Origin of the sequence: Halorubrum laminariae (assembly GCF_024494655.1) — an archaeon.
GTDB lineage: Archaea > Halobacteriota > Halobacteria > Halobacteriales > Haloferacaceae > Halorubrum > Halorubrum laminariae.
On sequence record NZ_JANHDL010000014.1, the window covers coordinates 18662 to 36889 of the forward strand.

Annotated in this window: 26 protein-coding genes and 1 pseudogene; 24 read left to right on the forward strand and 3 right to left on the reverse strand. The window is 58.8% G+C overall.

The window, feature by feature from the left end:
• Nucleotides 1-15: 15 nt before the first annotated feature.
• Nucleotides 16-1185: an ISH3 family transposase gene (locus NO887_RS16245; RefSeq protein WP_256419259.1), complete on the reverse strand. Its 1170-nt coding sequence runs from the start codon at nucleotides 1183-1185 to the stop codon at nucleotides 16-18.
• Nucleotides 1186-1345: 160 nt separating this feature from the next.
• Here NO887_RS16245 and NO887_RS16250 point away from each other — a divergent pair, with 160 nt between their 5' ends.
• From NO887_RS16250 to NO887_RS16340, 20 genes and pseudogenes are all read left to right on the forward strand, one after another.
• The gene (locus NO887_RS16250; protein WP_256419260.1) at nucleotides 1346-1741 is read left to right on the forward strand and encodes a DUF7567 family protein; all 396 of its coding nucleotides are present in this window, start codon (nucleotides 1346-1348) and stop codon (nucleotides 1739-1741) included.
• 208 nt (nucleotides 1742-1949) lie between these two features.
• Entirely contained in the window at nucleotides 1950-2309 is a 360-nt protein-coding gene (locus tag NO887_RS16255) for an HNH endonuclease (protein ID WP_256419322.1), read from the forward strand.
• Nucleotides 2306-2656 (forward strand): DUF6166 domain-containing protein, encoded by a 351-nt coding sequence (locus NO887_RS16260; protein WP_379811984.1) that lies wholly within the window; start codon nucleotides 2306-2308, stop codon nucleotides 2654-2656. Before NO887_RS16255 ends, NO887_RS16260 begins: the two co-directional genes overlap by 4 nt.
• A gap of 23 nt (nucleotides 2657-2679) precedes the next feature.
• Nucleotides 2680-2952, forward strand: coding sequence for a DUF7389 domain-containing protein (locus tag NO887_RS16265; RefSeq protein WP_256419261.1), 273 nt, complete (start codon nucleotides 2680-2682; stop codon nucleotides 2950-2952).
• A 37-nt stretch (nucleotides 2953-2989) separates the two neighbouring features.
• Entirely contained in the window at nucleotides 2990-3649 is a 660-nt protein-coding gene (locus NO887_RS16270) for a helix-turn-helix domain-containing protein (protein ID WP_256419262.1), read from the forward strand.
• An 85-nt stretch (nucleotides 3650-3734) separates the two neighbouring features.
• Entirely contained in the window at nucleotides 3735-3956 is a 222-nt protein-coding gene (locus NO887_RS16275; protein ID WP_256419263.1) for a DUF8129 domain-containing protein, read from the forward strand.
• Between the two features lie 53 nt (nucleotides 3957-4009).
• Entirely contained in the window at nucleotides 4010-4309 is a 300-nt protein-coding gene (locus NO887_RS16280) for a hypothetical protein (protein WP_256419264.1), read from the forward strand.
• A 2-nt stretch (nucleotides 4310-4311) separates the two neighbouring features.
• Nucleotides 4312-4677, forward strand: a complete 366-nt coding sequence (locus NO887_RS16285; protein WP_256419265.1) for a DUF7568 family protein — start codon at nucleotides 4312-4314, stop codon at nucleotides 4675-4677.
• A 101-nt stretch (nucleotides 4678-4778) separates the two neighbouring features.
• Nucleotides 4779-5042: an AbrB/MazE/SpoVT family DNA-binding domain-containing protein gene (locus tag NO887_RS16290; RefSeq protein WP_256419266.1), complete on the forward strand. Its 264-nt coding sequence runs from the start codon at nucleotides 4779-4781 to the stop codon at nucleotides 5040-5042.
• Between the two features lie 77 nt (nucleotides 5043-5119).
• Nucleotides 5120-5434 carry a DUF433 domain-containing protein gene (locus NO887_RS16295; RefSeq protein WP_256419267.1) on the forward strand — a complete coding sequence of 105 codons (315 nt, stop codon included), beginning with the start codon at nucleotides 5120-5122 and terminating at the stop codon, nucleotides 5432-5434.
• A 274-nt stretch (nucleotides 5435-5708) separates the two neighbouring features.
• Complete coding sequence (locus NO887_RS16300) at nucleotides 5709-6785, forward strand: RNA ligase family protein (RefSeq protein ID WP_256419268.1); 1077 nt, start codon at nucleotides 5709-5711, stop codon at nucleotides 6783-6785.
• Nucleotides 6786-7043: 258 nt separating this feature from the next.
• Nucleotides 7044-7724: a DUF6166 domain-containing protein gene (locus NO887_RS16305; protein WP_256419269.1), complete on the forward strand. Its 681-nt coding sequence runs from the start codon at nucleotides 7044-7046 to the stop codon at nucleotides 7722-7724.
• Entirely contained in the window at nucleotides 7724-7879 is a 156-nt protein-coding gene (locus NO887_RS16310) for a hypothetical protein (RefSeq protein WP_256419270.1), read from the forward strand. The genes NO887_RS16305 and NO887_RS16310 overlap by 1 nt, the downstream gene beginning before the upstream one ends.
• Nucleotides 7876-8412: a hypothetical protein gene (locus NO887_RS16315; RefSeq protein ID WP_256419271.1), complete on the forward strand. Its 537-nt coding sequence runs from the start codon at nucleotides 7876-7878 to the stop codon at nucleotides 8410-8412. The genes NO887_RS16310 and NO887_RS16315 overlap by 4 nt, the downstream gene beginning before the upstream one ends.
• Before the next feature lie 172 nt (nucleotides 8413-8584).
• Nucleotides 8585-9745: a hypothetical protein gene (locus NO887_RS16320; RefSeq protein ID WP_256419272.1), complete on the forward strand. Its 1161-nt coding sequence runs from the start codon at nucleotides 8585-8587 to the stop codon at nucleotides 9743-9745.
• 364 nt (nucleotides 9746-10109) lie between these two features.
• Nucleotides 10110-11111 carry a DUF6610 family protein gene (locus NO887_RS16325; RefSeq protein ID WP_256419273.1) on the forward strand — a complete coding sequence of 334 codons (1002 nt, stop codon included), beginning with the start codon at nucleotides 10110-10112 and terminating at the stop codon, nucleotides 11109-11111.
• A gap of 76 nt (nucleotides 11112-11187) precedes the next feature.
• Entirely contained in the window at nucleotides 11188-11535 is a 348-nt protein-coding gene (locus NO887_RS16330; protein WP_256419274.1) for a DUF8013 domain-containing protein, read from the forward strand.
• Nucleotides 11536-11619: 84 nt separating this feature from the next.
• Entirely contained in the window at nucleotides 11620-12555 is a 936-nt protein-coding gene (locus tag NO887_RS16335; RefSeq protein ID WP_256419275.1) for an ImmA/IrrE family metallo-endopeptidase, read from the forward strand.
• Between the two features lie 400 nt (nucleotides 12556-12955).
• Nucleotides 12956-13123 carry a DUF7837 family putative zinc-binding protein gene (locus NO887_RS18825; RefSeq protein WP_465261990.1) on the forward strand — a complete coding sequence of 56 codons (168 nt, stop codon included), beginning with the start codon at nucleotides 12956-12958 and terminating at the stop codon, nucleotides 13121-13123.
• A 232-nt stretch (nucleotides 13124-13355) separates the two neighbouring features.
• Nucleotides 13356-13702 (forward strand): annotated as a pseudogene (locus NO887_RS16340) (DUF6788 family protein).
• 219 nt (nucleotides 13703-13921) lie between these two features.
• Here the strand turns inward: NO887_RS16340 and NO887_RS16345 are convergent.
• A complete protein-coding gene (locus tag NO887_RS16345) occupies nucleotides 13922-14422 on the reverse strand; it encodes a hypothetical protein (protein WP_256419276.1) in 501 nt (166 codons plus the stop codon).
• Between the two features lie 240 nt (nucleotides 14423-14662).
• Between NO887_RS16345 and NO887_RS16350 the strand changes: the two genes are divergently transcribed.
• A complete protein-coding gene (locus NO887_RS16350) occupies nucleotides 14663-14893 on the forward strand; it encodes a hypothetical protein (RefSeq protein WP_256419277.1) in 231 nt (76 codons plus the stop codon).
• An 89-nt stretch (nucleotides 14894-14982) separates the two neighbouring features.
• On the opposite strand, the gene NO887_RS16355 is transcribed toward NO887_RS16350, so the two are convergent.
• Nucleotides 14983-15180 (reverse strand): hypothetical protein, encoded by a 198-nt coding sequence (locus tag NO887_RS16355; protein WP_256419278.1) that lies wholly within the window; start codon nucleotides 15178-15180, stop codon nucleotides 14983-14985.
• A 24-nt stretch (nucleotides 15181-15204) separates the two neighbouring features.
• Here NO887_RS16355 and NO887_RS16360 point away from each other — a divergent pair, with 24 nt between their 5' ends.
• From NO887_RS16360 to NO887_RS16370, 3 genes are all read left to right on the forward strand, one after another.
• Nucleotides 15205-15591, forward strand: coding sequence for a hypothetical protein (locus tag NO887_RS16360; RefSeq protein ID WP_256419279.1), 387 nt, complete (start codon nucleotides 15205-15207; stop codon nucleotides 15589-15591).
• Between the two features lie 67 nt (nucleotides 15592-15658).
• Nucleotides 15659-16255, forward strand: a complete 597-nt coding sequence (locus NO887_RS16365; RefSeq protein ID WP_256419280.1) for a hypothetical protein — start codon at nucleotides 15659-15661, stop codon at nucleotides 16253-16255.
• A gap of 177 nt (nucleotides 16256-16432) precedes the next feature.
• Nucleotides 16433-18226: an SWIM zinc finger family protein gene (locus tag NO887_RS16370; RefSeq protein ID WP_256419282.1), complete on the forward strand. Its 1794-nt coding sequence runs from the start codon at nucleotides 16433-16435 to the stop codon at nucleotides 18224-18226.
• Nucleotides 18227-18228 lie beyond the last annotated feature (2 nt).

The following is an 18228-nucleotide window of genomic DNA, read 5'->3' on the forward strand; positions in this document are numbered from 1 at the left end:
GTACTTGGTCGGGAGTTACCGGTGGAACCGGTCGTCAGGTGGCCGGTTTGCGGGGACGGCCCGACGCACCGCGAGGGCCGTCCACGCTGCCCGGCACACCATCCTGATGAACTCCGTGAACGGCCACTTCCAGAGGCGACGCCCGCCACGGCGCGGCGTCGCCACGTACTCCCAGTGCAGATACCGCCACACGTTCTGTAACAGCAAGCTCACCACGACGTACAACAGCCGTACGACCGGATTTTGCGTTGTCGTGCTTGCGATACTTTGTTTGGAGAGCCGATAGCTGGCCTCGATACCGAAGCGTTTGGCGTAGTGGTATCGAGCCTCGCGTGGCGTGTCGATGAACGGCGCGTCAGCGGCGTAGCCGTGACGCGCAACGCCGTTCTCGTCGTACCGTCCATTCAGGTACGTACAGTCGATGTAGACGGGAAACTCGACGGTCCAGCTGTGACCGTCGAGTTTCGCCGTCAGGTCGTGTTGGATGACGCGGCTCCATCCTTCCGAGAGTTCCTGCTTGATCGTCTTTCCCCACCGGACGATCGGCATTACATAGGCGTGGTTGTGTGCCTGAAGCAGCGTGAGACACTTGCTATCGTAGAATTCCCGATCAAGATAGACGGCCTTGACGCTGAGGTCAAGGCCGTCAAGAAGCCCGAGAAACTCTGCGAGGACACTGCTGGCGGTGTCGCCGTCAACGAGACGGCGCACCGCCAGCGTGTAGCGTTTGTTCTTCACACGCGCGTAGAGGGTGGCGTAGGCGTGGAACGCGGTCGTTCCACGCTTGGCTTCTGAATGATAGAGACCGTCTGTCTCGTCTTCGTCACCGTAGTAGGGCCGCAGGTGGAGGTCGGCGACGACCTCCACCTGCTCAGGGAGGATCTCCAGCACGTCCTTCTGGAGAAGCGCGTTACCGACTCGTTCAACCGACGTGAAGTCAAGTTTCTCGCGGAGATGGTACAGAACCGTGTTTTCGTGGGGTGAGTCGTCACTGGATTCACAGAGTTCGGAGATTGAGGTCCCGTCGGCGCAAGCGCCGACGAGGACCTCATAGATGTCTTCAGAATCAATTTCTGCGTTGTTACCGAGGCTGAGCGAAACTTCCTCGTCAAGCGTGTTGACGAGAAAGTTAAGGAGCTGGTCCTCATGGATTTCACCGTCTGCTTGCTGCTGGTGCTTGGACACACCTCAACAAGCAGACTCTCAACTAACGGGCTTTGTGAGGTACTGATACCTACGCAATTGAGGGAGAGAAACTGTTGGCGCTGGCGGATTTCAACAGGCCCAGTGACGTTTATTTCTGGGCCGAAATGGGTGGCCCGTCGCAATCGGGCCAGATCCACAGATGAGTCTGGAAGTCATCGACCGCCACAGCGACGCACTGTTCGAGTGCCTCTGGTGTCCCGTTTGCGGGCACGAGGTCTTCACCCACATCCCATTCGAGGGCGTGTTCTGCAAGAACTGTAACACGCAGGTCGAACTCCAAGAATCCCGAGAGACACGCGGCTACGAGGAAGCCGTCCTCGCCTGCTTCGACACCCACTCAACGTGGAACCTCCACGTCGACGAGAAGTTGCGTCGCGACCTGCCCGACGGGTCGGCGCGGGTGAAAGTCTTCGGCGCACCAGACGCCTACGAGGTCGACTGGTGGAGTCCAGAACCGGGTGAGGACTGGGAGCCGGTCGAACGAGGCGAGTTCGACGACGTCGACGAACCGGCAGAGATCTCCCACCTCGCGTAGGGGGAACGCAGTCACCGTGGCTGTTTGTCGCCCCCTGAGGGGTGCGGGGGCGCTTGAAACGGCGTCTACCGTCGAACAACTCATGACTAGTACAGAAACACCATGGAGAGACGAATCGCTCCTCCAGGAACTCTACTGGGAGCAGCACTTGAGCACGAACGAGATCGCCGACGAATGGGATTGTGATCAAGCGACGGTCTGGAAGTGGATGGATCGCTTCGATATCCCTCGTCGTAGTGCCTACGAGGCAGCCACGAATAGACGCCTTCATCCGGCTGTCTTTACTGACCGTGGTTACGTAATATGCGCGTCGAACCACCGTGGAACAACCGATTCAGTTGGAATCCATCGACTAGTGATGGTCGCAGAGCATGGATTCGACGCCGTCGCCGGGAAACACGTACATCATCGAAATGGGATCCGGTTCGACAACCGACCAAGGAATCTCGAACTCCTAAGTCGAGGTGAACACGCCCAACGACACGGGTTTGGGACGGACATACGACCACCATCCGAGGAACTCATCTACTCAAATCGGGAACGCGATGACCGGGGGCGATTCAAATGACACCTGAGGCCTACATCGGGGAACGGCGGCAAGGCCGACTAGTCGTTATGCGGGTACCAGAAGGAACGCGGGTAACGCCTGATCGAAGCCTGGAACTCACAAATCACAGTCCGAGCGGATTCGAGGTTGGATACTGTGGCAGCGGCCCAGCACAGCTCGCGCTCGCGCTCCTCCTCGACTACACGGGTGACGAAGCGTTCGCCCTCGACCACTACCAGGCATTCAAAACCGAGGTCGTGAGCCAGCTGGACTGCGCTGGGTCTGGTGAACGCTGGCGACTCACCGCCAGCGAGATCGACGCAGTCCTTCACGAAACGCCTGACGAGTCGGTCGCACCGACCATCTAAGAACCAATCACCGAGAGTAATCCATGTCAGAACACACCCAGCCATCTCGTGCGGATGCCGAATCCAGTGAGCAGCCGAAACAAACGGAGTATGTCAAGCGCAGTGACGTCGGCGTCTCACTTACCGTGAAGCTCACTCGTGGCACCGGCACCCGTGACCAGGACAAGATCGTCGCGAAGGCGAAAGGCAAGACGCTCGAAGACGCCCGCGAGGACATGGAAATCCTCCGAGAATACATCCACGATCTCGCAGAGGACGCCCGCCAGATCCAGCCAACAGACTCACACGAAGAGTAATACTTTTGTCTGTTGCACAAATTTGTGTAACTATAGAATGTACGAAGTATGCGGTGAGAAGGAGCTCAAGGTCATCCTCGCGCTCGACTCGGGGGATTCCATCTCGGGCGTCGCACGGAAGATCGACGAGAACCGGGAGACAATCCGGCGCGTCGTGAACCGTCTCGAGGAGGCTGGGTACGTCGCGTACGATGATGGCCTCCAACTCCTCGATCAGACGATCCGCGATGTCGGGCTCGAGTTCCTGGCCGCAGCAGCGGCTACCTCGCCGCCGTCAATTCCGGAGGGGTACGTCCTTCCGCAGTTCGCCGGCATGGACTACGCATTCACCGCTATCGATGCAGTCTACGTCTGGACTCGCGGTGGCTACCAGGTCGCTCGCGAGCCGGAGGACTATCCGCTGTTCATCGCCGTCCACGAGCCCGACCTCGACGCCTGGACGGCGTTCTTCGACCGATTTGGGATTCCGACTGCGGAGGAACGCCAACCTGCGGACGAATTCGACGATGCCATCCAGATCGTTCTCGAGCCCTGTTCAGAAATCGAGGCTGAGATGGTCGACGGACGACCCGTCATCCCACTCAAAGAAACTGTGGCGTTCGCAAACGAGCACTACGCGCACTTCCAGTCAGCGCTCGACATGCTCGGCCGCATGTACGACACCGTCGACACTGACGCGAACTACTGTCCAAGCTAACTTGGAGTTCTGACAAGGAAATTCTTCGACTGGGAGTGGCCTGGCCACTGTTTGTTGTCGCCTTGAGAGGGCGGAGGCGAACAAAATGAGCGACTCGTCGAATCTATCCGTCGAATCAGACGGTCTCACACCGCAACAGCGTCTTGAACCACCAAACACCCGACTCATCAACGCCGGCATCGTGACGATTCACGATATGGAGACGTTGCGAGCGTGCGTCGCCTACGAGAACGCGAACCAGCAGCGCGTCCAGATCCTCCGCCGGCTCGAAGATCGGGCCAGCGAAATCCGCTCACAGAACGACTGACGCGACAGCTGGGGTTGTTTGTCGGAGCCTCGGTGGGTGGAGGCTCGATTCAAATGAGCGAGCGACCTGAAATCGAAATTCAACGACAGACCGCGTTCGGTGACGATGGCCAACTCGAAGTGACTGAGACGAGCGTCGAAACCTCCCTCGAGGACTTCGGTGCCGACGTGGATCACCGCGACCGTGATTCACGGCTTGATCGACCGAAAGCGAGTGAGTTCGGCGTCGACGACCGACCCGAAGTCAAGCACTCAGAAGAAGGCGATCAGTCGAATCTCTTCGCGGATACGGCCGAGGACCAGCAGACGCTCGCCGGCGACGACGCAGCGGATCGCTGTCTCTTCGAGGAGTAATCATGACACGACTCACCAATTGGACGCGAGAGAGCCGTACAACGACCCTGGCGTACCGACATACAGAGACCAACGCTCGAGCGGTACTACACCGAGCGCCGGAGTCGTACGTCCACAAATGGCGGGCCGCAATCCTCGTCGAGGGCTATCCGGTGTGGTCGCGCGGCTTCGAGACGAAGAAGGGCTCATCGCTTCGGGACGAACTCAAAAAGCGTTCCCAGCCGGAGCTCCGCTGTCCAGAGTGCCCGAACGACGAGGTCGTCGTCGGCCAGAAGAGTGCTGACGGCGCGAAGATTCAACGGTGGTTCGAGTGCCGGGAGTGTGGCTACGAGAGTCGTTCAGCAATCGTGTACGGTCCCGAACGCTAATTCTCGACCGATATGAGTACAAGACGACGAACCGCTGGGATGATCTGTACTGATCGGAGCATTCAACTCCCGGTGTAAGGAATTCTTACACAGGAGTTCCAATGGGTACTGGTGATCCTGACGTCGCGACGGTTACCGCAAAGGGACAGATCACGATCCCGAGTCGGCTTCGCGAACAGTTCGGCCTCGAACAAGGCACGAAGTTGATGGTTGTCCCGACGGACTACGGGATCGTGCTGAAGAAACTCGAACTCCCCTCTGTCGAGGAGTTCCAGCAGCGGGTCGAGGAGCGCGCTGAGACGGTCGACCTCTCCATAGAGGAGGTCACCCAGTTGGTGCAGGATGCACGGAGCGACGACAGATGAATCCGGGCGTCCCACCCCCGGAGCCCGACTGTTATTAGTCTCTACCCACTATTAGCACAGAGAGGATCTGAAGAACAATGGCTGGAACAGGCTTCACATCGGGCTCCGACAGCGCGATGCCGCAGATCGTGAAAACCGACGGCGTCCTTGGTGGCGACCCCCGTATTGAGGACCGCCGCATTGGGGTCTATCAGGTCTATCAGCGGTACGTGGAGGGCGACGAAACGCCCGAAGCAATCGCGAGCAGCTACGACATCTCGGTGGCCGAGGTCCACGCCGCCCTCGCCTACGCCTTCAGTAATCCCGAGGAGATGCGAGAGATTGAGGCTCGAAATCAGGCAGTCTCCGAAGAGACGGCGGCGACCCGTATCACCCCCGAGAATAGCGTCTGACCTTATCGATGGAGCTGCTCGCTAACAAGAACGACAGTTAGATGCTCGCCGGAGGGGCGTCGGTTGAACGAATTCGGACGGTGCACGATCAGAAGAACGGAGATTTATACTCTCTGAGCGGGTACGGAGGCATACGATGACCTTCGAGCGCCCCGTTCGTTCCTGAAAACAGCGCCGATACTACACCTTGAGCACGCTGTCGGGGCTGTGGATGGAACATCTTCTCGACGAAGGTACCACCGCACAGGTACACCTCCACCACACCCCGAAATATATGACACAACCACTGGCCCGGAAAGAGTTCAGAGACCAGTGCCGAGACCGCGACGCAGGCACTTGCGTCGTTCCCTGGTGCACTAACACCGCTGACGATGTCCATCACATCATCGAACGCGCCGAATGGAGCGACGGCGGGTATTACAAGCGCAACGGCGCGAGCGTCTGCAACGCCCACCACCAGCTAGCCGAGGCGGACTACATCCCGCCGCAGGCCTTCTGGCGGTGGCTCGACCTGCAGCCGCTCACACCAGACGGCATGTCCGAGCACGCCACCAAATGGGGCAATGAACTCCAGGTTCCGTCAGAGAAAGAACTGACACGCGATCTCATCAAATACCCCTCAACCGGACACCTGCCCGATTCACCCGACCAAGAGCACCGACGAAACGACTACTCCCACCAAGAACTCCAACAGTTCGTGTGCGACATGGAGCCGGACCTGCCCGTCGTCGTGACCGTGAAAATGGACGGGAGCAACGCGATGATCACTCGCCCGCCGGAGATCATGCCAGATCCGAGCCGACACCGCCCAGCGCACGGTGTCGCCGCTCGCAACGGGAAACACGCGACCCACGACTCGTTCGACCTGCTGAAAAAACGGAACCGAGAACAATACGGCGGCAAGATCCCACCCCACATCCAGATCTGCGGAGAATGGCTCTTTGCGCGGCACTCCATCCACTACGGCGATCGAGAAGACTGTGACGACCCAGAGTGCGATGACCACGCTGATCCGGTCCGGAACTACTTCCAAGTGTTCGGCGTGTACGACAACCGCTTCGACATCTGGTTGTCGTGGCCGGAAGTCGAAGAGTGGGCCGCGAAAATCGGGGCTGAGACCGTGCCGGTGGTAGACAAACGCGTGTTCGAATATCCGGACCAGGTCTACGAGATCTACCCAGAGGCAGACCGCCTCATTCAGAACGGACACGAAGGGATCGTGATTCGGTCGGCCCTGCCGTTCCATTACGGCCAGTTCGAATCTCGATTGGGGAAGTACGTTCGTGAGAACCACGTCACCACCGACGAACACTGGCGTCAGCAAGCCATCGTACAGAACGTCGAACGGTAAGAGCGTGTCAGCTGAAGAGGCAGTCTCCGTTGTGCAGCTACTGATGGGGGAGCTGCACACGCTCGTCGGCGCACTAGCTGCCAGTCAGCGTCTCTCCGAGGCCGATAATTGACTACCGGGTAGAGAGGGAAATGTTATAGTCTGAACTATAATAGTCTGAGTTCTAACTTTGGAGCAATGCTGAGGAGCTACTAGCCGGTGGTGGTTTTTCGACCCCCCGAGAGGGGTGCGGGGCATCCGAACGCCCGCGTTCAACCGATGGAGACGAACTCGACTACCGACCAACGAGCGGAGGTACAGGATGCAAGTAAGCGATACCAGACGAACACAGACCACGTCGAGTACGTCGGGATGCGCGTCGACGGAACGCCAGTGGTGCTGAACCTCACTGCACACGAACGCCTCACTCCGGATCGAAGCCTCGACCTCGTGCGACATAGCCCGGCGGGATTCGACTGGGGCTACGTGGGGAGCGGCCCGGCGCAACTCGCCTGTGCACTCCTCCTCGATTATACCGACGATGAGAGCGTCGCCCAGCAACACTACATCCAGTTCCGGAATGAGGTGATCAGTCAGCTCGTGTGTGAGGGCCCGGCCGACTGCTGGCACCTCACCGGAGACGATATCGAAACGGCACTCGCTGAGTGTGAGGATCACCACACACTCACGCCGGATGGTGGGAAGCCGTCGCTGCCCGCGAACTGGAGTGCCGTGAGTCGGGAAGATCGGGCGGTCTTCCAGCGGCGGGACATCGACCACTACGTCGTCCTCGGCGACGGGAGCGAGGAGTGGTTGATCATCCTCTGCGCGCAGGGCGACCGGGCGTATCCCGCCCCGCTCGATCATCGGACCCTCCCCATCGAGAACGACCCTGCTCCCGCCGTCCAGGAACTCGTCGCTGAGAGCAACGACCTCGTCGAACCCCAGGAGGATATCTAATGGAGAACGTCCGACTCTCGCGAACTACGTACCAGCTCATCAAACGCGCTGTCGAGGCGCTGGAGCGGATCGGCCGGGAACTCGAGCGATACAACGACCGGCACGAGCGAACAGCGGAAGAAGCCACAGATGAGACGAATCCAGACGAATCATGACCGGCGATGCGACGCTCGACGAGTTCGCGATCGAGACATCGTCCGGTGAGTCCCGCTCGCTCACGCTGGAAGAGCGACTCCTCACCCCGATCTCTCCGTCCATCGGTCTGCGAGTGATTCCCGGTCGCGGTGATCCGCTCTATCTCCAGAATCGGGGAAGAGAGCGGTATCTCTTCCGCGACGACCATGATCGGTGGTTCATCCTCCAACCGTCGGCGAAAGACTCGGAAGAAGCGTTCGTCCGCTGGGTGTATCTCCCAGCAGACCGGCCTGAACGGCTAGCGCAGTCGGCGCTTCGTCGACGGACGGTGATCGGATACGACTACGTCCAGCGGTCAGCCGCACCCGATCCGATCAGATCGACGGTGACAGCAATGTTCGTCACCGAACGCTGGCCCGAGACGACCTACATGTGTGGGTCGTGCGAGGCGCTGTTCGACACGGCACGAGACCATGCTCTCCACTGCTGGGACGCCCATCCCTGGGTACCGAATCCTGAGCAGGTGCGCCGGCGACGTCACCCCGAGGGATGAGATCAGGAGGTGAAGCCGGGTATCGAGGCCATTCAGACGATTAACCAACAGCGCTGGATTCTTGGGTGAAGTGTTGGTTAAGAGGTGGCTGTTTTTGCGCCCGTGAGAGGGGCGCAGGGCGCGTGATGAGAGCGCCGTCGCGAGTGACGAAGCCGATTTCGAGGTGACTGCAATGAAAGACCCAGAATCCAGAACCGTGTTCGCTGGCGTCGACGGACGAACCGACACAGAACTACCCGACTGGTACCGCCGGAAGAAAACGGTCGACGAAGCGAGGTCCTTCGCCGAAGCGGTCCGTGATCTCCCGCAGGCCGTCGAGACGACAGTGGCCTACCAGAACCCCTACTCCGACGAGTGGGTCGAAACGGAGCGCTTCAACGCCATAGTCGAGCCGACGAGAGCGCGTGACCACGCGACAGATGACGAGCCCGACGTGGATCCATTATTTCACGTCCCTACGGACAGTTACGCGATCATCAACCCTGTCGACGTGTACAGGCCCTTGGAAGAGGTCCTTCGTGAGGAGACCATCGACGGGACGCCGCTCGGGGACGTGATGTTCGGCGAGGTTCGACGCTACCGGGGCGGCGGCGAAGTTCATATGGACGTGATGTTCGACGGCCTCGAAGTCCGGCTCCCCGGCCGGGCGGATCCGATCACGATGGGCGTGACCTCCGGCTACGACTTCTTCGGTGAACACGCCGTCTACGTCGAAGGGTTCGCTCAGGATGGCTACTGCTCGAATTCGATGCGCTCGATCACCGACAAAGAGGTCATCAAACACGTCGGGGACGTTCGAAACTTCCGGGCCTGGTGGGAGGAGATCCTCGCACAGGTCGAACTCGTTGCCGATGACCTCTTCAAGTTCATCCGGGATGCCCAGGACATCGACCTCGATTTCGCCGAGCTTCCGTTCACCGTCACGGAATTCTACAGTCTGCTTGGGTTTCCGGACTATCTCGCAGAGCGTGCAGCTGAGGATGCCGAGGCGAACGCGGCGTCGCCATTCGAGATCGATATGTGGACACTGCATTCCGGCGCGACGTACGCACTCACTCATTTCTTCCAGGGGAAAGAGGGAGCGTCCCTCGACCAGTACGTCCGCGTCGCGAACGACATTCTGTTCAATCCCGAGGGCACCGTCGACCGAGCCGAACAGGGGTACGAACAGCAGCTGGACGCTGAGGACAGTGATGGGTCCCAGTCCTCGCTCGCCGGCGAGCGAGCGCTGGCGAGTATCGAACGTGTGGGTGACGACCTGCAGGCGAACGTCGAGCAATTCGAGGAGCGTGAAGACGCGCTTCGTGAACGATTCCAGCAGGTGACGAACTAGCGTACTCACGCGTGTTCGGGTTTTTACGATGACAGACGAGAACCCGACCAGCAGTGTCCAGTCTGTGCCCAGCGGATTACGAGCGTGACGGTCGTCGGCCCGAGTGAGGCTGTGGTCGCCCCGTGCGGTCATCGGGTGCATCCGCACCAACTCGAGTGAGTATCGGGGTCGCCACAGAATGGTGACGCGAGCATACGCCTTTTTCGAGTAGCTGAGAGCGGGGTCAGGGCCCAGAGGAGCACCGAATTAACCAACAGTTCTGGGTCTTCGGGACAGCTGTTGGTTAACGGTTGAGCGCGGCTCTGTCTTTCGTCCCTCCGAGAGGGTGGAGGGCAGCCGGATTCGCCCTCACAGAGCCACATTCATGTCGCTTGAAATCAGCCCCAGCAGCGGCACGAAACGTGAAATCGCCGCCGCCAGACAAGCCATTAGCGTGGCGTTCCTTCATCGAGCGCCGTTCGCCCTAGATGCGTATCAGCTCGGATTTCTGCCCGGGTTCCGAGAGGACTGTGGCTACCAGCAGACCCAGTATCAGGATCTGAACATCCCCGTCGGGATGCTCGACAACGACTTTCGCAATCCCGACCTCAAGCGGTACGTCGCCCGGTTTTTCGAACACGAACCCACGGTCGGCGTGATTGGGGACGTGTACGACCCCGATGGCGTCGACGAGTACGTGGCCGCAGCGCGCAAGATTCAAGCGAGCTATCCTGATGCAGAACTCGTCATCATCCCGAAGTGCCGCGCGGTGATCGACTCGATTCCCGACGACCTCGTGCTCGGCTACTCACGCGGGTACGCCGATCGATTGGCCCACGAGTTCTCCGAGCCGACCGACTGGCGTGGGCGCCGCGTTCACATCCTCGGCGGAAGCCCACCGAAACAACTCGACGTCATCAAGCAGCTGACCCGACCGACGCTCACAGACGACCCACCGGCCGACATCGTCGGCCTCGACTGGAACGGACTCCATCGCGGCGCACAGTTCGGGGAGTTCTGGACAGCTGAGGGATGGGACGACAGCGGTCGCGACGCCGACCACGTCACCGTTCGCAAGACGGTCCACCACAGTCTCGCCCGGGTCAAGGAATTCTGGCAGTCCCGCGGCGTCTGGCCCGAGTCGACACCACAGGACAACAACGTCGAGGTCGAGTATGAGGGCCCAGCACCGAGCGATCTCGATGGTGCCGCTTGTACCGAATGCGGAGCGAACGTCTGGACGACTCGCCGCGGTCCCTTCGTCGCCGAATACGACACCGGCGCCGTCTGTGGCTACTGCAGTTACGACTGCTACTTCACCCATCGCCATCGAAACAACCTCGAGGAAATCGACGGCGAGCAGAGCGTCTACATCCCGCCGGCGTAACGCAGCGTGCTGTTTTTCGTGCCCCCTGGAGAGGGCGGGGGCTCGATCCAGAGAGTCCTCCGAGAAGGTGATTATCGTGAGTCAACAACAGCGTCCGAACGACGTCTCAATCGACGACATCCCAGTCGACGTAGCGAATACCCAATCAGGCGAGGTCGATCCCGCTGAGGTACCCGAAGAAATCGAATCGATCACCCGTGAGCTAGCGAGCGAGCACCCACCGACGAATCCGCTCATCGTGCTGAAAGCGGCGCGCTGGTGGTACCTTCACGGCAAGGGTGGAACGGATCCCGCCTTCCAGTGGGCTATCGAGTGGGCGCGACACCTCGCGACCGACACGCCCAGCGACGTCGAACGCTTCGACGGCTTCCTCGACTACCTCGTCACGGTCGGCTTCGCTGACGAGACCCACGACCTCCGGTAACCGCGAGCGGTTTTTATACGCCCCTGAGGGGTGCGGCGCGTCCTGAATTGCCGCAGTCGCGGACAACTCGATTTGGTGACTACGATGGCTACAACCAGTGACTCGTCGGTGTCCTTCGAGGAGACCGACACACGGTCCGACGAGATGAACAGTACGATCGAACAGTGGATCGACGAGCTCGTCGCCGGCGTCGACGACGCGCAGGCCAGCGAGGAGTTCCAGGAGTGGCTCGATGTCCAGAGTCGGTTCTACGACTACTCCTACCGGAACACGCTCCTCATCAAGCAGCAGTACCCCGAGGCGACTCGCGTCGCGGGCTACCCGTGGCAGGAGGAGTTCGACCGACACGTTCAGGAAGGCGAGTCGGCCATCTGGATCTGGGCCCCGATCATCACGAAGCAGTACCCGGAGTGCGAGAACTCGCCGAGCTACCACGAGCAGAGCGACTGTAACTACGACGAGACGCCGCCTGAAGAGTGGTCGGAGGGGCTCGTCGGGTTCAAGCCCGCGCCGGTGTTCGACATCTCCCAGACTGAGGGCGAACCGCTTCCCGACCTCGACACGGAAGCGATTGGGGAGGCTGGCGACCTCGTCACTCGGCTGACGGACGCTGCTGACGAGATCGGCGTGACGGTGCGGATCGTTCCTGCCGACGAGTGGACGCACGGTGAGGCAAAGGGCATCTGCGAGCAGTTGAGCCTCGTCGACGCCCAGCCGCTCGTCGAGGTACGTGATCGGGAGAATGAGGCCGACCTTGCGCGGACACTAGTTCACGAGTACGCGCATGCCTTACTCCACTTCAACGTCGACGACGACACCGAGCGGTCGAAACGCGAAGTTGAGGCTGAAGCCGTCGCGTACGTCGTCGGGCGGTATTGCGGACTCGACACGAGCGGCTCGGCGTTCTATCTCGCGACCTGGGAATCGGACGATCCCGAGGTTGTTCGCGAGCGGCTCGGTCGGATTAGTCGGACGGCAGAGGAGCTCATCGACGTGCTCGAAGAACCACCTGTTCGATAAACTGGTTAACCAACAGATTGCCGGATTTCTCCTCTTTTGTTGGTTGAGTTTTCTGTGCCCGCGGAGGGGCGGAGGCGTATTCCCACCTTCGTCGGGAGCGTCTTGACATCTTCCAAGGTGCATTCCACGGGGCGCAGAAAGCCACGTACAGCGGTGAGGACAGCTAGGTATCGAACACATCATCGTCGGTGATTACAGCTGTGTGATTGGCACTCACGACCCACAATCAGTCACCCGCCCCGGAGAAGTACTTCCACTCCGCTCACCCGAAGTATAAGCCACAGAATCTCTAATTCTGAGCTGAGGGAGCAAAGCTGAGTCGGTCTCACCGACCGAACCAGATCCAAAATAGTGTCACACGCTCCCTCTCCCCCAGAAAAGAGCTTCCGCTCTCGTGAGAATGACCCCCGATAATCCAGAGACGGCTCGTGGCACCTGCTCGTTCTGCGGCGAGACAGTTACTGATCGACACGCGATAATCGAGTATGAAGCAGCTAGCGGTGAACCGGGCGTGTGGGCCGAATGCCCCGGCTGTGGCGAAATCGTCGATCCCATTAATGGTAAGTAAACAGTTCATCCAGCAGATCGTCAGACCTGAGCCGTCATCAACAACGCACCACGAATGCCGTCACTGTGGATACAGCGTGGAGAAGGACATCGATGAATGTCCACAGTGTGGCTCTCGCGAGATTGCGGCCTACGATCTCGAGTAATTGCTGAAGCGCTCACAGTTGGTAGAGACGGTTCAATACCTTATGTATCATCGGGATGCTAATATAGCTCTAGTTGTTACATAAGGTATGTGGCAGCCGTCACCACCCACCTCGCTCCCGAAGTATCTCGCAGAGGGGCTCCCAAAACAGGATACCGAGACCTCCAAGAGGTACAGAACTACATCGAGGCGCTGATCGAGTATCGCGACCAGTCAGTTGACGCCGACGAACTTCCCGAGACAGCCGAGCCTGTTGACGAGCCCGACAATTCGGAGAACGGAACGGTCGTCAAAGAGAAAGTCACCTGTGGCGACGACAGCTGTAAGTGCGCCAGCGGAGATCGTCAGGATATGTACGGCCCGTATCTCTATCGCTATTATCGTGAGAATGGGACGATGAAATCAGAGTACATCGAGAAGCCGGGAAGTGAGTAGTGGTGAGTCGGTCGACGTAACGAGGAAAATTAGACATGCTACGGTCGACGTCGACTAGCGAGCATCCCGGGGAGAGGTACGTTTTTTACCGTACGCCTACCTAGATAACGATATACGATGAACTGGGACAGTGAGCGAGAGATGGCGAAGGATGTCGAGGAGAACGAGGAACTATACGAGGCGCTCGCAGACGACGACACCGACGACGACGAAGAGTAATCAGCGATACTCTTCAGGAAGGACCTCGCCGAAGAACTGAAGCCAGACGCGATACAGCTCGTCCGTTTCATACAATCTGTCGAGATGGATCGGAGGTATCTCTCTTCGAACGTCGTGTGACTCAGCCCGTACCCGTTTGACCCGCTCCGTCGACCATTCTCCCGGTTCGATCCCGTTGTCACGGAGCAGCTTTCGCAATGTAACGATCGCAGTACGGTGGTTCGCATCCGGGAAGAAGTGTTTCCCTACGAGCGCGTGTATCCAGAGCGCGCACTGTTCGGGAAGCGGTCGATCGGTTGGAAACTCTTCGAGAACCCGTTCGATATCTCCATTTCTCACTCGCCAGATCTCCCTTCTCTGCTCAAGGAACGACTCGTCGTGTGGATTATCGTAGTGATGACCATCCGCTCTCAGAAACTGCGTATTCCGGAATTTGAGGTTCTCCGGCTCGATCGACGAAAGATCCGTGATACGAGGGTCTGGATCCGTCGAGTCTACCATTCGTTACACCCCCCAACTCACTCGATCTACATTACTTGTGGGGAGTGACGTGCGCATTCGACTCCTCTTCAGACCAGATCAAGATGGTCGTAGACTCGCTCATTCGTTTGGATCGTCGCGTGTCGCAGTCAGTTCTGTACGTCATAGAACGTGTTCCTCCCTGACGTTGAAGTTGAGAAGAATGACGTAGTCCACGTTTTTTGGCATACTCACTTCCGTAGCCGGAACAAAGCTGTTCGTATGAGTAACGACGTTCCAGATGAACAAACAGCGAGAGAACTCGCAAACACGTACGCTGACAGCGAGTGTGTCGGTCAACTTGGAGACATTACCGATATTGAAGAATACGACACTGAATGGCTTGTCGAGTTCGAGACCCACACACTCTCTGACACCTACACACACCATGTTCAGATCACAAAATCCGTCGGGAACGTGCTTTCACACGATAGGTCAAGCCGGTTCGACTGATTTCGCCAAGACAGATAACAAGCCGTCCACTGCTCTACTTGTCGACCGGATGGGCGGTGTGGAGCGTGAGTTCGCCTATCTGCCCGTGCTCATAGATTCCGTTCGGTCACCCACACCTCCACGTCCCCATTAGAAATAAACGCGATTCGACAGCCTCCGTCGAAATCTGTCTCCTCAAGAGGTGTCTCCCGGTCGACTGAGTCCTTGAATTCCACGAGGTAGTCGTCGAATAGTCCCGTGTTCTCAGTAGGTTCCTTGAGGATTCTCCCACAGAGGTAGGGATTCATCTTTTTGCCCGTTAAGATCCGAATATGGAACTAACACCTGACCATCTCCAACCCGAGTATCTCGATCCCACTGCCCTCTTCGGGTCCGATGATGCGACGCTCTGGCATATCGACACCACTCATCCGAGTGTTGTTGACGCCGAACACGTCACTGCCACGCTTGCTACGACCACGATCTGGTCGCTTGACGCGGATCGAACCTACGCCCTGCTCGTGCTCCGTGAGCGGTACACATGGAGCGACGAGGCGATCTCGGAACTGTTGCGCTACGTGGCCACTCAGCTACACGATCCGGACGCAGACGTGACGGACACGTTCTCCGTCGAAGTGTTCACGGCCACGCCGTTCAGATCGCCGGCGGGACGGACCGTCTGGTATCGGGAAGACTATATCGACGACTCGTCGGTGTGAGTTGGGTACAGAGAGTGATCTGAGGGCCAATCCGAGGAGTTACACGCTTAGCTAGGGAAAGGCAGGTATGGACCACACGCGCGAAGCCTTCGCCGACACGCTCTCCTCGGGGAACACCGAGCGCGTGAATCGCGCGATCGACGAAATCGAGGATATCGAACTGGAGGAGCGAGCCGCCCTATTCGACGAGTGCTTCGAGATGTGTCGTGAGCTCTACGAGACCGAGGATGGGTACCAACGACAGTCTGTGATCCGGTTTGCGGCTGGCCTCTACCCTCGGCTGGCCTATCGAACGATCGGATCGGACCTCACAGACGAAGCGTTGCCGGGTGAGTGGACGCTTGATGAGATCGCAACGCACCGCGAACGACTGCGGGATCTCTATCTCGACGCACTCCGCGACGATGACGGCCGTGTGCGACGAGCGGCGGCCAAAGCGATCAAAGAACTGGCTCTGACCGCCGAAATGCTTGATGCCGCCGACGAACTCCGGTCGATAATGGACGACCTAGAAGCGCTCGCTGAAGAGTGTGAGGCCTCGAAGCGAAAACACGTCGAGGAGGCCTACGAGAACGTAGCCTTTCACGCGGAAAAGCCGTTTTCCCTGCTTCCGGACGGGCTTCGGGACGTGCTCGAAAAGAAGGGACCTATCGATCAGGAGTAGTCGATCTGGGTCTTTCAAATATGATTCGTATAGATGTTATTCGACAACTATCCTGGCCGCGTCTCTATAAATAAGCAAGGCGAGTGCCTCGAGGCTTGACCCCGAGGCGGTTCACTGGCTGCTCACTGATTGCTAGAGAGCAGAACATAACACTGGCTCGGTCTAACAGTTCCTAACATGAGTAGCAGGCGGTGGCCCACTCTGACGGAAGCAACAATCAGAGAACTGGCCAGATCCAAATCTTACGAGCGGGGCCAATCATACTACGAACGGGGGGCTGTCAGTGATGTAGTTCGGCGCGGAGAGATCGTCCGGGCTGATGTCGAGGGGAGCCAGTACCAGCCGTATACGGTGACTATCGAATTCGACGACACTGGTATCGCCAGTACTGACTGTTCGTGTCCATACGACCATGGCGGTATCTGTAAACACCGCGTTGCGGTCCTCTTGACGTGTGGTCGAGACCCCGAGCGGGTTCGCGAACAACCCCCGATCTCGGAACTGATTGCCGACGCGGATCGAGAGACGCTACACAAATTGCTTGTCGATCTGGCCGAGGATCGCCCTGAGGTTGCTGACCGCATCGAAACTCGGCTCACCACTCCGGACGACGCAACCACCGATACCCCAGTGTCAGTGAATCTCGAGTCGATACGACGGCAGGTGAACCACGCTCTCCCGAAACCCGGACAGAAAGGACACAACGACGCCTACGCCGAGGCAGAGCGAATGGCCGATGAACTGGATGGCCTGATCGAGGAGGCGCAGAAAGCGATCGAGGCCGGTGATGGTGAGACTGCCCTCGACGTGCTTACAGCGATCACCGACGAACTCGTGAGTGGGAGATGGGCAAATCTTCTCCCCTACGACGTCCCTCGCGTGTTCGAGATGATCGATGATCTTAGTCAGGTGTTCATCGAGGCGGTTCTGACCGCCGAGTTGACCGAATCAGAGCGCAACGAGTGGGAGGACCGTCTCACCGAGTGGGACACACAGTTCGACTACTATATGGGGGGAGAATCGACATTTCTCGCTGCAGCGGACGCAGCGACCCAAAGCTGGGATGATCCTCGAGTCCAGCAGGCGATGGCAGGTGAACTCGACGAGGGAGCCTTCTGGGAAGACGACGATGCGTGGTACGGCGACAATATCGTCACTGCGCGTCTGTCACTTCTTGAACGAGACGGCCGAACCGAGGAGTACCTCAATCTCGCAGCGGCGGCAAACCAATCGGAAGCGTATGCGAGAATGTTAGTACAGGAAGACCGAATCGAGGAGGCAGTCGACTACGCTATTGAGCGGTTCTCGACACCAGACACAGCACTCGAACTGGCCAAGACGCTCCGCGCCCACGACGAGACACAGGCGGCACTACAAGTAGCTGAACACGGCTTGATACTTGATGGCTATCGAAAGGAGTCACTGGCAGCGTGGCTACGCGATCGGGCTGCCAGTGCAGGAGATCGTGAACTCGCAGTTGAGGCGGCGATCACTGCGTTCGAGGTGAGTCCGTCAATGAGGACGTTTGAGGCTGTCGAAGAGCTCACTGATGATGACTGGAACGCGATCAAAGCGGACCTATTGGAGACCCTCCGCACGGAGCGGCCGGGCGGCAGCAGTGCTGCCCAAGTCGTGGAGGTGTTTCTCGCCGAAGGTGAGTACGATGACGCGATCGACCTGGCGGAGCGAACGGAACGGACCAGCGTGATTGAACCCGTCGTTGAGGCCGTCATCGAGGAGCGTCCGCAGTGGGTAATGAGGATCTGTAAATCCCAGGCGGAACCGATCATCGAACAGGGCCAGTACGACAGCTACCAGACGGCTGTTCGTTGGCTCAGACATGCTGGTGAAGCGTCGCGGACAGCTGATGAACTCGATGAGTGGCGTGAGTACGTCGAGACGATTCGGGATGATCACTACCAGAAGTACAAGCTCCGACCGATGTTGGACGATTTACTTGAGGAGTTCTGAAG